This is a genomic window from Geodermatophilus sp. SYSU D00779 (assembly GCF_054050595.1).
The window spans coordinates 18,878-34,301 of the sequence record NZ_JBJGZQ010000038.1 but is presented as its reverse complement, the minus strand read 5'-3'; the positions used below and the strand labels follow the sequence as shown (position 1 = coordinate 34,301).

Genomic DNA, 15,424 nt, shown 5'->3' with positions numbered 1-15,424 from the left:
GTCGAGCGCACCGCCGCTCTTGCTCCGTGGATCGAGCACTACAACACTCAGCGCCGCCACAGCGCACTTGGTGGACGCCCGCCGATCAGCCGACTGGCACCAACCTGATGGCCCGGTACAACTAGGACGACGGCTGCGGCCGGGGCGCCAGGTGCCGGGCCACCAGCGCTGCCGCCCCGGCCGAGGTGGTGGACAGCAGCTTCTCCAGCGGCCCCTGGCCGAGGGTCAGCCGCCACCCGGTGGAGAGCACGACCATCACGGCGATGGACGCCAGCCACGGGGCACCGCCCTCGACGTCCCAGTCGAGCAGGGTGGGCACGAGGACGTGGCCGGTGTAGGCGGTCAGCGCCATCGCGCCGACCGACACCAGCGGGAAGGTGGCCATCGGCAGTCGCTCGGCGAGCGCCAGGCACGCGGCGATGGCGACCAGCGCGACACCGACCGAACCGACGATCTCGCAGGTCGTGCCGCTGTGCGGCGCCGCTCCGCTGAGCCAGGCCAGGCTCCAGGTGCGGGCGTCGATGTCGCCGTCGACCCAGGCCTGCGTCGATGCCGCCTGCCCCCACCAGCGGGTGGTCGTCCAGCCGGCGCCGTAGCCGAGGACGGCCAGCGTCGCGCCCGCGCCCAGCAGCCGCGCGCGCACCTGCGGCGATCCCAGGTCGGACCGGCCCACGGCCATGCCGACCAGGATGAAGGTCCACCAGATCAGGGCCGGGTAGGGGCCGTTGAGCGCCAGCAGCACGACCGGGGACTCCTCGAGCCCGGTGGCCTGCGCCCACACCGTCGACAGCAGTGCTGCGGGGGGCGTGAGGACCGCCAGCACGGCCGCGGCGATCAGCAACCGGCGCGGCGACCAGCGCAGGAACGGCAGCGCGAGGACGAACAGCACGCCGTAGACGCCCAGGATCACGTCGATGTCGGTGCCGAGGGCCTCCAGCGCGACGCCGATGCCGAACACCCACGCCGCCCGCACGAGGACGCGGGTCCGGGCGCGGACCAGGTCCGCACCGGCCGGGGCGACGGTCCGGCCGGTCAGCAGTGCCAGCGACACGCCGGCGAGCACCGCGAAGAGGATCGAGGAGCGGCCGTGGACCGCGCCCAACCAGCTCGACGGCGAGGCGACCACGTCGGCGGGCACCCCGCCGACGTGGGCGCCCAGCATGCCGAACACCGCCAGGGCCCGCGCCACGTCCAGGCCGAGCACGCGGCCGGGCCGCTGGGCGCGCCGCGCCTCGGGAGCCCGGCAGGGGGGCGGCGCGGCGGTCGCGACGTCGGGCGGGCAGAGCAGGGCCATCGGGTGTTCCTCCGGTCAGGTCGAGGTGGGCGGGCGGGTCGAGTGCCGCGTCCGGGGCGGCGCGCTCCGGTCGCCCTGCGTTCCTCGCAGCAAGAGGCCGTCGGGGGGCGGGTTCGTACACCGCTTCACCGATTTCTTGCCGCTCCCGGCCGGTTCCTTGCCGCTCCCTGTCCGCCTCCTCACCTCGGACCCGAGGTGGCGCGCTCCGGGGTCAGCCCGACGGGTCGGCGATCTCCGCCGTCAGCCCCGGTCCGCCTCCTGGCGCGGGGCCGCACCGGGTGGTCTCGATCCTGGGCTCACCCGGAGAAGGGGAGAGGCCCTGGTCAGTCGCCTGACCAGGGCCTCTCCCGGTGGGGTGAGTGACGGGGCTCGAACCCGCGACACCCAGGATCACAACCTGGTGCTCTACCAGCTGAGCTACACCCACCACGTCTCCCGGACGGCCGCTCGTCAGCGGGTCGTCCGGGGAACCGGCACCACGATACCGGAGACCCTCAGGCGTCCGACGCGGCCGGGGGTTGCTGCCCGGGAGCGCCGGCGTCCTCGGCCGCGAACAGCTCCGCGAAGGACGCCGTGACCTCCGCGGCGGCCGCCTGCGCCTGGGACGTCGAGGGGCCCGGGACGTCGACGAACAGCGTCTGCCGGTAGTAGGCGAGCTCGCGCACCGACTCGATGATGTCGGCCAGCGCGCGGTGGGCCAGCCCCTTCTGCGGCTGGGCGAAGTACACGCGCGGGAACCAGCGGCGGGCCAGCTCCTTGATCGAGGAGACGTCGATCATCCGGTAGTGCAGGTGGTCGTCGAGCTCGGGCATGTCCCGGGCGAGGAAGCCGCGGTCGGTGCCGATCGAGTTGCCGCACAGCGGCGCCGTCCGCCGCTCGGGCACGAACCGCTTCACGTAGGCCAGGAGCTGCTGCTCGGCCTCGGCGACGGTGAGCGTCGAGGCCCGCACCGCCTCGGTGAGGCCGGACTTGGCGTGCATCTCGGTGACGACGTCGACCATGCCCTCCAGCGCGGTGTCGTCGGCGGAGATCACCAGGTCCAGGCCCGGGTCGAGGACGTTGAGCTCGGAGTCGGTGACCAGCACCGCGACCTCGATGAGCTTGTCCCGGGTGAGGTCCAGCCCGGTCATCTCGCAGTCGATCCAGACCAGGTGTCCCGCGCTGTCCGCCACGGGTTCCGACCCTACGTGCCACCCGTCCCGGTCGCCCGCACGCCCGGCCCCCACCGCACCCGCCACTCCGAGGCCGCTCGGGAGCCGGGAACGGGCCTCGCGCCTCGTTAGGCTCCGGCGCGACGGCCCCGAGCCCAGGAGATCCACCGTGCCCCACGCCGCCCCCGTCGTCGACCGAGCGGTGCCGCCGGCCCCTGGCTCGACGAGGACCGCCCTGCGCCACCCGGTCGCGACGCTCCGGTGGCTGTGGCCGGCCTACCTCACGCCGGGCCGCCCCGGCCGCCCGACGACCCAGCGGGAGCTGCGCTGGATCTACACGGCCTGGCTGGGCGCCTTCCTGCTGAAGATGCTCGGCTCGTCGTGGGACGTCTCCTGGCACTTCAGGTGGCTGCGTGACGACCTCGCCCCGCCGCACCTGCTCAACTCGGCCGGCACCGTCGTGGTCGTCGCGCTGGTCCTCTTCTCCAGCTACACCGGCTACGGCGTCGACCGCCGCGCGCTGCGCCTGATGCAGGTGGGCACCGGGTTGTTCCTCGTCGCCGTCCCGGTCGACATCGTCAACCACCGGGTCAACGGGCTGGACATCACCAGCTGGAGCCCCAGCCACTCGCTGCTCTACCTCGGGACGGCGGTCATGCTGGCCGGGGCGCTGCGCGGCTGGTGGCTGTACGCCGCGCCCGGCCGCGCGCGGGACGCCGTCGCGCTGGGGCTGTGGCTGTTCTTCGCGGAGAACGTGCTGTTCCCGAACCAGCACCAGGAGTACGGCGTCCTCTCGCTGCGCGCCTACGAGGCCGGGCGGACGACGGCCGAGCCGCAGCTGCTGGACTTCGCCGTCGCCCAGGCGCAGAGCCCGACGTCGTTCATGCTCCCGGTGCCGGCCTGGGTGCACCCGGCGTGGTTGCTGTGTGCCGGGCTGCTCACCCTCGTCGTCGCCCGGCGGGTCACCGGGCTGCGCTGGGCCGCCACGACGATCGCGGCCGCCTACCTGGCCTACCGCGCGGTCGTGTGGCTGGGCCTGGTGGCGATCGGCTTCCCGCCCTCGGTGCTGCCACTGGCACTGCTCGCCGGCGCGGTCGCCGTCGACCTCGCCGTCACCCACCGGGTGCCCGGCCGGCTGGCCGGTCCGCTGGTCGCCGCGGTCACCTACGGCGCGGGTGCGGCCCTGGACGCCGTCGGGCTCCTCCCGCCGTGGGACTGGCGGCCGGAGGTGGTCCTGGCCACCGCACTGGTGGCCACCCTCCTGTGGACGCTGCTCGACGCGGTCGCCCGGAGCCGGTCGCTGGCCGCCTGGTGCGCGTCCCTCGAGGAGCACGGGGAGCTCCCCGCCGTCCCGGTGCCGGGCGGCGCGCCGACCCGCTGAGCGTCCCGGACCGGCCCGTCACATGCCGTAGCGTCGGAGGCAGCCCCTCCCGGTGACCGCGCCGCGATGCCGCCCACCGCCCCTGCTCCCCGCCCCGGAGGACCGACGTGCTGGCCCTGACCCCCCGGCCGCTGCAGACGGCGGGGGAGCGTGCGCTCTTCGCCGAACTGGCCCGCTGGGACACCGGCGGCGCGGTCCGGGGTGCGGTCGTCGCCTCCCTGCCGGTGCTCGACGGGCCGGTGGGCCGCCGGATCTCCGACGCGGTGCTCTTCGTGCCGGAGGGCCTGGCCGTGGTCCGCATCGCCGAGGTGGCCCGGCAGCGCGGCGTGGTCACCGCGCTGCCCGAGGGGGCGTGGACCGTCGGCCCCGAGGCCGGCCGCCCGGGCGAGGTGCTGCAGCTCTCCGGCGGCGGGTCCACCCCGCTGGACGGGCTGATGCGCGCCGGCATGGACACCGCGGTGCGGCTGCGCCGCGCCGGCCTGGAGCCCGGCCGGATCGCCCGGCTGACCGTGCTGGTCGGCGACCTCTCCGGCCTGGTGCCCGCCGACGGCGACCTGGGCGAGGGCGACCAGGTCGCGCTGCTCGAGCCCCGCTCGCTGCTGCTGGGCATCGCCCGCTCGGCCCGCTACACCGGCGTCGCCAACCCGCGCCTGTGGACGACGGCCGACGTGCGCGCCGCCCTGGAGGCCCTCGAGCTCGACGGCCGGGTGCCCACCACCCAGGAGCTCAACGGCGAGGGCTTCCCGTACTCGCCCTACGTCCTGCGGACGCCCGAACTGCTCGCCCCGGCCGCGATGGCCGCGGCGGTGGCGGGGACGGAGGCCGGGGGAGCGGCCCCGGTGCCGGTGGCGCACCACCCCGCGCCGCACGCCGCCGCGCCCGAGCCGATGCGTCCGCTGGTCGACCCGGCGGCCGCCGCGGCCGTGGCCGCCGCCGCGATCCGCGCCGACGAGGAGGCCGCCCGCGCCGCAGCCCCTGCCCACGCGCGCGCCCAGCACCTCGCCGTCGCTCCGGTGGCCCCGCTGTCGACCGCGGCCGCGGCGCCGGTCCCGGCCGCACCGTCGGCTCCCGTCGTCCGGGACACCCTCGTCGGGCCCACCGTCGGCGTCCGCGAGGAGGACACCGGCGGCCTCGGCGGGCTGTTCGCCGACGCCGCGCCCGGAACCCCTCAGCCGGTCGCCCCCGAGCCGGTCACCGCCCAGCCCGCCGCGCCGCCGGTCCCGGTGGAGCCCCCGGCCGCGCCGCCGGTCGCCTCCGGTGCCCGCCCGGCCGGCGTCCCCCTCGTGGGACCGCGCCGGCGGCAGCGCCCACCGCGGCGGACCGCGCTGCTCGTCGCGGCCGCGCTGCTGCTCGTCGTCCTCCTCGGCGTGGGCGTCACCGCCCTCGTCGGCGGGGACGAGGCGGCGAACGCCGGTGCGTCGCCGTCCACCGCCGCGCAGGGCGGAGCGCTCGGCGAGGCCGCCGGCGGGCCGCAACCCGGGCAGATCGAGACGGTCGACGGCCGCACCTTCGTCGCCCAGCGGGTGCAGACCGACCCCACCTGCGTCGGCAACGCCTACGGCACGGTGGCCGACTTCTTCGCCACCACCGACTGCGCGGGCCTGGCGCGGGCGCTGTACTCCACCGACGTCGGCGGCCGGCCGGTCGTCGTCTCGGTGTCGCTGGCCGACATGGGGGAGGAGAGCGGCGCCCTGGCGCTGCGCGCGCTGACCGACCGGGACGGCAGCGGCAACGTCAGCGACCTGCTGCGCGAGGGCGTCCGCTACCCGGGGGGTCCCGCGCAGCTGTCCGGGGCCGAGTACGCCAGCGCCGTCTCGGGCAGCAGCGTGACGATCGTCGAGACCGCCTGGGCCGGACCCGGGTCGACCGGGTCGACCGGGTCGACCGCCGACCTCGACGTCGTCGCCTCGACCGCGCTGGTGCTGCCCATGCCGCAGCCCACCCCCTGATCGGCGACCTCCCCGGGACGATCAGCTGAGCCGACCCTCCCGGCTCCTCACGCCCAGTGGCGAGCCAGGACCCCGCACGACCGGCTCACCTGGTCACCAGGGGCTCTTCAGGCGGTCGCGGCGGCCTCGGCCATCGCGGCGAGCAGCGCGGCCGTCCGCCGGCGCGGCAGCCGGCCGGCGCTGTGCGGGGTCGAGTTGACCAGCCCGAAGACGGCGTGCGCCCGGGCCCGGTTGGTGGCGGCGTCCGACTCGGCGTGCACCCGCCCGAGGACGTCGACCCACACCTCCACGTAGCGGCGCTGCAGCCGGCGCACCTGCGCGGCGTCGTCGTCGGCCAGCGAGCCGAGGTCGCGGTCGTGCACGGTGATCAGCGCGGGGTTGTCCAGCGCGAAGTCGACCTGGAAGGCGATCAGCGTGCGCAGCTGCGCCATCGGGTCGTCGCCGGCGGCGGCCACCCGTGCGGTGCCGCCCTCGAGCAGCCGCTCGCTGATCCGCAGCAGCATCTCGGCGAGCATCGCGTCCTTGCTGGCGAAGTGCCGGTAGATCGCCGGGCCGGTCACACCGACCGCCGCGCCCACGTCGTCCACGCCCACGGCCCGGGACCCGCGCTCGGCGAACAGCTGTGCCGCGGCCTGCAGGATCTGCTCGCGGCGCGACGGGCGGGCCGCGTCCGCGTGCAGCGCGGTGTTGGCGTCCGTCACGGCGGCGATGTTAACGGTCGTTGACCCCATTCGTGAACCACCGTTAACATCCCGCCCGTGGACGCCCCCGTGCTGGCCGGCAGGCCGACGACCGACGGCGCGGCCGCCGCGCGCAACGCCGAGGCGCACGCCGTGCTCGTCGCCGACCTCGCCGAGCAGCTGCGCCGCGTGGCGCTCGGCGGTGGGGAGCGGGCGCGCGAGCGGCACACCGCGCGAGGCAAGCTGCTGCCGCGCGAGCGGGTCGACGCCCTGCTCGACCCGGGCAGCCCGTTCCTGGAGCTCTCGCCGCTGGCCGCGCACGGCATGTACGGCGGCGAGGCGCCGGCCGCCGGGATCATCACCGGCATCGGCCGGGTCGCCGGCCGGGAGGTCGTCGTCGTCGCCAACGACGCCACCGTCAAGGGCGGCACCTACTACCCGATGACGGTGAAGAAGCACCTGCGGGCGCAGGAGGTGGCGCTGCACAACCGGCTGCCCTGCGTCTACCTGGTCGACTCCGGCGGGGCCTTCCTGCCGATGCAGGACGAGGTCTTCCCCGACCGCGAGCACTTCGGCCGGATCTTCTACAACCAGGCCACCATGTCCGAGGCCGGCATCCCGCAGATCGCCGCCGTCCTCGGCTCGTGCACCGCCGGCGGGGCGTACGTGCCGGCGATGAGCGACGAGGCGGTCATCGTCCGCGAGCAGGGCACGATCTTCCTGGGCGGTCCGCCGCTGGTGAAGGCCGCGACCGGTGAGGTGGTCACCGCCGAGGAGCTCGGCGGGGGAGACCTGCACAGCCGGGTCAGCGGGGTCACCGACCACCTGGCCGAGGACGACGCGCACGCCCTGCAGCTGGTCCGCCAGATCGTCGGCACCCTCGGCCCCCGCACGCCCCGACCCTGGGACGTCGAGCCGGTCGAGGAGCCGCTGCACCCGCCGGAGTCGGTCTACGACGTGGTCCCGCCCGACCCGCGCACGCCGTACGACGTCCGCGAGGTCATCGCCCGGCTGGTCGACGGCAGCCGGTTCGCCGAGTTCAAGCCGCTGTACGGGCAGACGCTGGTCACCGGTTTCGCCCGGCTGCACGGTCACCCGGTCGGCATCGTGGCCAACAACGGCGTGCTGTTCGCCGAGTCCGCGCTCAAGGGCGCGCACTTCATCGAGCTGTGCGACCGGCGCAGCACCCCGCTGCTGTTCCTGCAGAACATCTCCGGGTTCATGGTCGGCCGCGACTACGAGGCCGGGGGCATCGCCAAGCACGGCGCGAAGATGGTCACCGCGGTGGCCTGCGCGCGGGTGCCCAAGCTGACCGTGGTCATCGGCGGCTCGTTCGGGGCCGGCAACTACTCGATGTGCGGCCGGGCCTACTCGCCCCGCTTCCTGTTCACCTGGCCGAACTCCCGGATCTCGGTCATGGGCGGGGAGCAGGCGGCCTCGGTGCTCGCCCAGGTGCGCCGCGACGGGCTCGAGGCCCGCGGCGAGCAGTGGCCGGCCGAGGACGAGGAGGCGTTCAAGAAGCCGATCCGCGACCAGTACGAGACCCAGGGCCACCCCTACTACGCCACCGCCCGGCTGTGGGACGACGGCGTCATCGACCCCGCCCAGACCCGCACCGTGCTCGGCCTCGCGCTGTCCGCCTGCGCGAACGCCCCGTTGGAGGAGGTTGGCTATGGCGTCTTCCGGATGTAGCTGCTCACGCCCCCGCGACCGGTGGCGCGGTGGGATCGGCGGCCTCGGCGGTGACCTCGCGCAGCACGTAGTCCTCGATCGTCTCCAGGTCGTGGGTGGAGCGCTTCACGATGGTGAGCAGGTCGCTCATCTTGCTGACCTCCTCGATCTGCTCCTTGATGAACCACTGCATGAACTGGTCGGAGGCGAAGTCGTTCTCCCGCCGGGCGACGCCGATCAGCGCGTTGATCTGCTCGGTCACGCGCTTCTCCTGCTCCAGGGCCAGGGCGACCGGGGCGACGACGTCGGCGAACTCGTTGACCGGGGCGGGGATGCCCGGGATGCGCACGGGCGCGTCGGAGTCGAGCAGGTACTTGACCATCATCATGGCGTGCTCGCGCTCCTCGAGCGCCTGGTCGAAGAAGAGCTGCGCCGTCCGTGGCATGGTGAGCTCGTCGAAGTAGACGGCGCACGCCACGTACTGCTGGTGGGCGGCGAACTCGTTGCCGATCTGCGTGTTCAGCAGCTCGACGAAGGCGGCGGCGGCCATCGGGTCTCCCGGACGTGTGCGGTGGCGGTCACCGCACGCTATCCGGTGACACGCCGGTGCCCGTGGACCACTGGGGAAGGCGAGGCTAACCTCACCGCGTGGGGAAGTCCGCGCGCATGCCGAAGAAGAAGTGCTGCCAGGACACGCCGCGCTGCAAGCGGTGCCCCCTGCGGGCCCTCGCCGAGGGGACGCTCCCGCCGGGCTACACGGTCAAGAAGCGCCGCCTGGTCAAGCTGGACAAGGCCGACAGGGTCCTGGCCAAGAGCACGCGCAAGGCGGCCTGACCCGTCCCCCTCCCGTCGCGCCCCGGTCGGGGGGTGCTGAGCCGTGTTCGACACCGTCCTCGTGGCCAACCGCGGCGAGATCGCCGTCCGGGTCATCCGCACGCTGCGCGCGATGGGCATCCGCTCGGTGGCCGTGTACAGCGCGGCCGACGCCGGGGCCCGGCACGTCCGCGAGGCCGACGTCGCCGTCCCGATCGGCCCGGCGCCCGCGGCCGAGAGCTACCTGTCGATCGAGCGCGTGCTCGACGCCGCCGCCCGCACCGGCGCCCAGGCGGTGCACCCCGGCTACGGGTTCCTGTCCGAGAACGTCGAGTTCGCCCGCGCCTGCGAGAAGGCCGGCGTCGTCTTCATCGGCCCGCCGGTCGCCGCGATCGAGGCGATGGGCGACAAGATCCGCGCCAAGCAGACCGTCATGGCCGCCGGCGTCCCCGTCGTCCCCGGGCGGACCGAGCCCGGCATGTCGGACGACGAGGTCGCCGCGGCCGCGGTCGAGGTCGGCTTCCCGGTGCTGCTCAAGCCCAGCGCCGGTGGCGGCGGCAAGGGCATGCGCGTGGTCCGGTCGGAGGCCGAGGTGCGCGAGCAGATCGCCGCCGCCCGGCGCGAGGCGCGGGGCTCCTTCGGCGACGACACCCTCCTGGTCGAGCGCTACGTCGGGTCGGCGCGGCACGTCGAGCTGCAGGTGCTCGGCGACGGCCACGGCACCGTCGTCCACCTGGGCGAGCGGGAGTGCAGCCTGCAGCGCCGGCACCAGAAGGTCGTCGAGGAGGCGCCGTCCCCGCTGCTGGACGCCACCACCCGCGCCGCGATGGGCACCGCCGCCGTCGAGGCCGCCCGGGCCGTCGGCTACACCGGCGCCGGCACGGTGGAGTTCATCGTCGACGCCGAGCGGCCGACCGACTTCTTCTTCCTGGAGATGAACACCCGGCTGCAGGTCGAGCACCCGGTCACCGAGATGGTCACCGGCCTGGACCTGGTCGAGCTGCAGGTGCGGGTCGCCGCGGGGGAGCCGCTGCCGTTCACCCAGGACGACGTCGTGCTCGACGGGCACGCCATCGAGGCCCGGCTCTACGCCGAGGACCCGGCCCGCGGCTTCCTGCCGCAGACCGGCACCGTCCTCGGTCTGCGCGAGCCGGCCGGGCCGGGCGTACGCCTGGACAGCTCGCTGGCGGTGGGCTCCGTCGTCGGCACCGACTACGACCCGATGCTGGCCAAGGTGGTCGCGTGGGGCCCGGACCGGGAGACCGCCCGTGCCCGCCTGGTCGGCGCGCTGGGGCACACCGCCGTCCTCGGGGTGCCGACCAACACGGCGTTCCTGCGGGCGCTGCTCGCCGACCCCGACGTGGTCGCCGGGCGGCTGGACACCGGGCTCATCGAGCGGCGCGGCGAGGCGCTGACCGCCGCCGAGCCGGTGCCGCCGTCCGTGTACGCGGCCGCCGCGCTGGCGCTGCTGGTGGAGGAGGAGCCGGTCGGACCGGTCGTCGACCGCTGGGCCGTCCCCGACGGCTGGCGGCTGGGTGAGCCGGCGTGGACGGTGCGCCGCCTGCAGGCCGCCGGCGGCGACCCGGTGACCGTGCGGGTGCGCGGCCGCTCGTCCGCCGCCGAGGTGCAGGTCGGGTTCGCCGAGCCGGTGCGCGCGTCGGCGGCTCGGGACGGCGGGGAGCTGACCGTGACCCTCGACGGCACCACCTCCCGCTGCGCCGTCGTCCACGCCGGTGGCCAGGTGTGGCTGGCCGCCGACGGCCGGGTGACCGCGCTGCGCGAGCACGAGCGGCTGCACGCCGCCGCCGAGGGCGCGGCCGCGGACGGCGCGGTGACCGCACCCATGCCCGGGACGGTGACGGTGGTGCGGGCCGCGGTCGGCGACCGGGTCGAGGCCGGCGCCCCGCTGCTGGTGGTGGAGGCGATGAAGATGGAGCACGTGCTGACCGCCCCCCTCGCGGGGACGGTCACCGAGCTCGGCGTGACGGCCGGCCAACAGGTCCGGCTCGACGAGCGGGTGGCCGTGGTGGCGGCCGGGGAGGACTGACCGTGCTGGACTACCGGCTCGACGAGGAGACCGAGGCCCTGCGCAAGGTCGTGCGCGAGTTCGCACACGACGTCATCGCCCCGCAGATCGGGGAGTTCTACGAGCGCGACGAGTTCCCCACCGCGATCGTGCGGCAGATGGGCGAGCTGGGCCTGTTCGGCCTGCCCTTCCCCGAGGAGTACGGCGGTTCGGGTGGCACCTACTTCACCCTCTGCGTGGCGCTCGAGGAGCTGGCGCGGGTCGACTCCTCGGTGGCGATCACCCTCGAGGCCGGCGTCTCGCTCGGCGCGATGCCGATCTACCGGTTCGGCACCGAGGAGCAGAAGCAGCAGTGGCTGCCCCGGTTGTGCAGCGGCGAGGCGCTGGCCGCGTTCGGCCTGACCGAGCCCGGCGGCGGCTCGGACGCCGGCGCCACCCGCACCACCGCACGCCTGGAGGACGGCCACTGGGTGGTCAACGGGTCCAAGGCGTTCATCACCAACTCCGGCACCGACCTGACCGAGCTGGTCACCGTCACCGCGGTCACCGGCACCCGGCCCGACGGCGGCAAGGAGATCTCGGCGATCGCCATCCCGTCGGGGACGCCGGGCTTCAGCGTGGGCAAGCGGTACTCGAAGGTCGGCTGGAACGCCTCGGACACCCGCGAGCTGTCGTTCAGCGACTGCCGCGTGCCGGCGGAGAACCTGGTGGGGGAGCGCGGCCGCGGCTACGCGCAGTTCCTCTCCATCCTCGGCGAGGGCCGCATCGCGATCTCCGCGCTCGCCGTCGGGCTGGCGCAGGGGTGCGTCGACGAGTCGGTGAAGTACGCGGCGCAGCGGGAGGCGTTCGGGCAGCCGATCGGCCGCAACCAGGCGATCCAGTTCATGATCGCCGACATGGAGGTGCGCGCCTCCACCGCGCGGCTGGCCTACTACCGGGCGGCCGAGAAGATGCTGCGCGGCGAGCCGTACGCGCGGGAGGCCTCGATCGCCAAGCTGTACAGCTCCGAGGTGGCGATGGACAACGCCCGCTACGCCACCCAGGTGCACGGCGGCTACGGCTTCATGAACGAGTTCCCGGTGGGCCGCTTCTACCGCGACGCGAAGATCCTCGAGATCGGTGAGGGGACCAGCGAGGTGCAGCGGATGCTCATCGCCCGCGACCTCGGCGTCGGCTGAAGAAGGACCCCCTGCCCCCACCACTCGCAGGCTCGTGGCGGGACCCTGCAGGGGGCCGGTCTCCGGCGATCTCGCCGTGTCAGGCGTCCGCCCCGTGCGGCGGTCGGCACCGCGCAGCGACGTGCGGTCCCGTGGCCGGTCCCGGGGCTATGGTGCGCGCACCCGAGCCCAGGGGCACCCGGTCACGACGGGGACGACGGAGAGCGCGCATGTGCACGGAGCACACGGGCAGGGTGGCGCAGCAGGCCCGCGAGGGGACGAGGACCGGCTTCTCCCGGCGGACGGCGCTGGTGGGCGGGGCGGCCGCGGCCGTGACCGCTGCGCTGACCGGCACCGCTCGGGCCGAGGACCGGACACCGCGAGCCCCGAGCTGGGGCCGATGCGGCCTGTGCGACCTCACGCACCCGTTCACCACGAGCCTGCCGACGTACGTGCCGGGCGCGGGGCCCTCGCGCCGCACCGTCGTGACGATCGAGGCGAACGGCTACTACGCGCAGGAGTGGCGCCTCGTCGAGCACACCGGCACCCACGTCGACGCGCCGGGACACTTCACGCCGGGCGGTCGACTCGCGCCCGAGCTGCGGGTCGACGAGCTCGTCACGCACGCCGTCGTCGTCGACATCAGCACGCGCGCGGCGGACGAGCCCGACACGGTCGTGACGATCGACGACGTCCGCGCGCACGAGCGGCGCCACGGCCGCATCCCGGACGGCGCCGCCGTCCTCATGAACTCCGGCTGGGGGTCCAGGATCGGCGATCCGGTGGCCTACCGCGGCGCGGATGCGGCGGGGACGCTGCACTTCCCCGGCTTCGGTGCGGACACCTGCGAGTGGCTGCTGGAACACCGGCGCATCCGCAGCCTCGGCGTCGACACGCTGAGCCTCGACCCGGGCGTGTCCACGACCTTCGACACCCACCTCCTGCTCACCGGCGCCGACCGCTACGGGCTGGAGAACCTCGCGCACCTCGACCGCATCCCGCCCACGGGCGCGACGATCGTGGTCGGCCTCATCCCGTTCGAGGAGGGTTCGGGCGGCCCGGCCCGCGTCCTCGCCTCCTGGTGAGCCCCCCGGGCGCGCCCCGGACGCCCCGTCAGGCCGGGGTCGGCAGGTGCTCGGCGGCGATGCGCTGCGCCAGGCGCTCCAGCAGCGGGCCGGCCTCGGCCATGCAGCGCGCGGGGTCCGGCTCGAGGTCGGTGAGCGCGGCGGCGGCGTCGATGCCGGCCCCCCGCAGCGCCGCGTCCTCCAGGTCGCGCCGCCCGCAGACGGCGACCACCGCGGGGACGCCGGCCGCCCGGGCCCGGCGGGCGACGCCGACCGGCGCCTTGCCGCGCAGGCTCTGCTCGTCCAGCGACCCCTCACCCACCACGACCAGCTCGGCCCCGGCCACCAGCCGGTCGAAGCCGAGCAGGTCCAGCAGCAGGTCGATGCCGGGCCGCAGCTGAGCCCCGAGGACGGCGAGGGCCGCGAACCCCACCCCGCCGGCGGCGCCCGCGCCGGGCTCGTCGCGCAGGTCCCGGCCGGTGGCCTCGGCGACCGCGTCGGCCAGCCGGGCCAGGCAGCCGTCGAGGTGGATCACATCGTCACGGTCGGCACCCTTCTGCGGGCCGTAGACCGCCGCGGCGCCCGAGGGGCCGGTCAGCGGGTTGTCCACGTCGCAGGCGACGACCACCTCGGCGCCCCGCAGCGCGGCGGCGACCCCGCTGACGTCCACCCGGGCCAGCCGCTCCAGCCCCGCGCCGCCGGGCCCGACCGGTGCGCCGTCCGCGTCGAGCAGCTGCGCGCCGAGGGCCTGCAGCAGCCCGGCACCGCCGTCGGTCGTGGCGCTGCCGCCGATGCCGAGGACGACCCGGCGAGCGCCGGCGGCCAGGGCCGCGGCGACGACCTCACCGGTGCCGCGGCTGGTGGCGGTGCGGGGCGCGAACCGGCCCCCGGGCAGCCGGCCGAGCCCCGAGACGTCGGCCATCTCGACGACGGCGATGTCGCCGAGCCGGGCGTAGGCCGTCTGCACCGGCTCGCCGGTCGGGCCGGTCGCGGTGACGGGAACCTCCTCGTAGCCCGCGGCCAGCGCGGCGGCGAGGGTGCCGTCGCCGCCGTCGGCGACCGGCAGGCAGCTCACCTCGACGTCCGGCCGGCCGGCGGTGAGCCCGCGCGCGACCGCGGCGGCCACCTCCGGAGCGGTCAGCGATCCCTTGAACTTGTCCGGGGCGACGAGGACGCGAGGCATCCCGCGATCCTGTCAGGCCGTGACGTCGACCAGCACCTTGCCGACGGCGCCGTCCTCCACCGCGCGGTGCGCCTGCGCGGTCTCGGCCAGCGGGAAGACGTGCAGCGGCAGGCCGGCGTCCTCGCCGACCCGGACGGCGCCGTCGAGCACGGCGGCGTTGACGTCCTCGACGGCGATCGCCTTGGCGCGCTCGGGCTCGGTGTAGACGAGGACGAACTGCCAGCGCGCGTTGGGCACCATCTGCGCGCGGACGGGCACGGTCACCTCCGCGCCGCCGTCGTCGGCGTACATCGCCACGGCCCCGTGCAGGCCGATGACCTGCGCGTCGACGGCGGCGTTGGTGGCGGCGGAGACCTCGACGATCGCGTCCACGCCCTTCGGGGCGACCTTGCGCACCTCGGCGACGACGTCCTGCTCGCGGTAGTCGACCACGTGCGAGGCGCCGGCCGCGGCGGCCAGCTGCGCCTTGTGCGGGCTGCTGACCGTGGCGATCACCGTGGCGTCGGCCCAGTGGGCCAGCTGGATCGCGGCGTTGCCGACCGCACCGGCCCCGCCCTGCACGAGGACGGTGTGGCCGGTCAGCGCCCCGGGGCCGAGCCGGTCGGGCAGCGACTCGGCCACGGTCAGGCAGCGGTGCGCGGTGAGGAACGGGATGCCCAGGGCCGCGCCGAGCTCGAACCCGGGCCCGGCGCCGAGCAGCACGACCTGCCGCGCGGGGACGACGGTGTACTCGGCCGCCGTCCCGTGCGGGCGCTGCCAGGCCGCCTCCCAGACCCACACCCGCTCCCCGACCAGCACCGGGTCGACGCCCTCGCCGACGGCGTCGACGGTGCCGGAGCCGTCCTGGTCGGGCACCTGGCCGTCGGGGCCGGGGGGGTTGGTGCGCCGGGACTTCCAGTCGGTCGGGTTGACCCCGGAGTAGGCCAGCCGGACCCGCACCTCACCCGGGCCGGGTTCGGGGGTGGGGCGCTCGACCAGCTGCAGGACGTCGGGGTCGCCGTTCTCGGTGTAGACGATGGCTCGCACGGTCCCGTCCTACCCGGTCGCGCTCGGCC

14 protein-coding genes and 1 tRNA gene are annotated in these 15,424 nt (G+C 75.4%); 8 read left to right on the top strand and 7 right to left on the bottom strand.

The genetic code is table 11. From position 1 onward, the window contains the following. A partial coding sequence (locus ACI79G_RS22760) for an integrase core domain-containing protein (protein WP_456883313.1) occupies positions 1-108 on the top strand: 108 nt, incomplete at its 5' end. A gap of 13 nt (positions 109-121) precedes the next feature. On the opposite strand, the gene ACI79G_RS22755 is transcribed toward ACI79G_RS22760, so the two are convergent. The 3 genes from ACI79G_RS22755 to orn form a co-directional block, all read right to left on the bottom strand. Further along, positions 122-1,294: a heparan-alpha-glucosaminide N-acetyltransferase domain-containing protein gene (locus tag ACI79G_RS22755; RefSeq protein ID WP_456883312.1), complete on the bottom strand. Its 1,173-nt coding sequence runs from the start codon at positions 1,292-1,294 to the stop codon at positions 122-124. Positions 1,295-1,645: 351 nt separating this feature from the next. Beyond that, positions 1,646-1,721, bottom strand: a tRNA-His gene (locus ACI79G_RS22750). Positions 1,722-1,788: 67 nt separating this feature from the next. Continuing rightward, complete coding sequence (gene orn, locus ACI79G_RS22745) at positions 1,789-2,466, bottom strand: oligoribonuclease (RefSeq protein WP_456883311.1); 678 nt, start codon at positions 2,464-2,466, stop codon at positions 1,789-1,791. A gap of 148 nt (positions 2,467-2,614) precedes the next feature. Between orn and ACI79G_RS22740 the strand changes: the two genes are divergently transcribed. Then, a complete protein-coding gene (locus ACI79G_RS22740; RefSeq protein WP_456883310.1) occupies positions 2,615-3,826 on the top strand; it encodes a hypothetical protein in 1,212 nt (403 codons plus the stop codon). A gap of 107 nt (positions 3,827-3,933) precedes the next feature. Continuing rightward, positions 3,934-5,775, top strand: a complete 1,842-nt coding sequence (locus ACI79G_RS22735) for a hypothetical protein (RefSeq protein ID WP_456883309.1) — start codon at positions 3,934-3,936, stop codon at positions 5,773-5,775. Between the two features lie 107 nt (positions 5,776-5,882). On the opposite strand, the gene ACI79G_RS22730 is transcribed toward ACI79G_RS22735, so the two are convergent. Next, a complete protein-coding gene (locus tag ACI79G_RS22730; protein ID WP_456883308.1) occupies positions 5,883-6,476 on the bottom strand; it encodes an SACE_7040 family transcriptional regulator in 594 nt (197 codons plus the stop codon). A gap of 57 nt (positions 6,477-6,533) precedes the next feature. On the opposite strand from ACI79G_RS22730, the gene ACI79G_RS22725 reads away from it, so the two are divergent. Next, positions 6,534-8,147: a carboxyl transferase domain-containing protein gene (locus ACI79G_RS22725; RefSeq protein WP_456883307.1), complete on the top strand. Its 1,614-nt coding sequence runs from the start codon at positions 6,534-6,536 to the stop codon at positions 8,145-8,147. A 4-nt stretch (positions 8,148-8,151) separates the two neighbouring features. Here the strand turns inward: ACI79G_RS22725 and ACI79G_RS22720 are convergent, their stop codons facing one another. Beyond that, the gene (locus ACI79G_RS22720) at positions 8,152-8,676 is read right to left on the bottom strand and encodes a ferritin (protein ID WP_456883306.1); all 525 of its coding nucleotides are present in this window, start codon (positions 8,674-8,676) and stop codon (positions 8,152-8,154) included. Positions 8,677-8,774: 98 nt separating this feature from the next. Here ACI79G_RS22720 and ACI79G_RS22715 point away from each other — a divergent pair, with 98 nt between their 5' ends. The 4 genes from ACI79G_RS22715 (at position 8,775) to ACI79G_RS22700 (ending at position 13,207) form a co-directional block, all read left to right on the top strand. Beyond that, entirely contained in the window at positions 8,775-8,960 is a 186-nt protein-coding gene (locus tag ACI79G_RS22715; RefSeq protein ID WP_456883305.1) for a hypothetical protein, read from the top strand. A gap of 43 nt (positions 8,961-9,003) precedes the next feature. Then, positions 9,004-10,986, top strand: a complete 1,983-nt coding sequence (locus ACI79G_RS22710; protein ID WP_456883304.1) for an ATP-binding protein — start codon at positions 9,004-9,006, stop codon at positions 10,984-10,986. A 2-nt stretch (positions 10,987-10,988) separates the two neighbouring features. Beyond that, on the top strand, positions 10,989-12,143 hold the full coding sequence (locus ACI79G_RS22705) for an acyl-CoA dehydrogenase family protein (protein ID WP_456883303.1): 1,155 nt from the start codon (positions 10,989-10,991) through the stop codon (positions 12,141-12,143). Positions 12,144-12,352: 209 nt separating this feature from the next. Further along, positions 12,353-13,207, top strand: coding sequence for a cyclase family protein (locus ACI79G_RS22700; RefSeq protein ID WP_456883302.1), 855 nt, complete (start codon positions 12,353-12,355; stop codon positions 13,205-13,207). A gap of 28 nt (positions 13,208-13,235) precedes the next feature. Here ACI79G_RS22700 and ACI79G_RS22695 read toward each other — a convergent pair whose 3' ends face one another. Together ACI79G_RS22695 and ACI79G_RS22690 are read right to left on the bottom strand one after the other, a co-directional pair. After that, positions 13,236-14,369 carry a glycerate kinase gene (locus ACI79G_RS22695; protein ID WP_456883301.1) on the bottom strand — a complete coding sequence of 378 codons (1,134 nt, stop codon included), beginning with the start codon at positions 14,367-14,369 and terminating at the stop codon, positions 13,236-13,238. Between the two features lie 12 nt (positions 14,370-14,381). Beyond that, positions 14,382-15,395 (bottom strand): NADPH:quinone reductase, encoded by a 1,014-nt coding sequence (locus ACI79G_RS22690; protein ID WP_456883300.1) that lies wholly within the window; start codon positions 15,393-15,395, stop codon positions 14,382-14,384. Positions 15,396-15,424 lie beyond the last annotated feature (29 nt).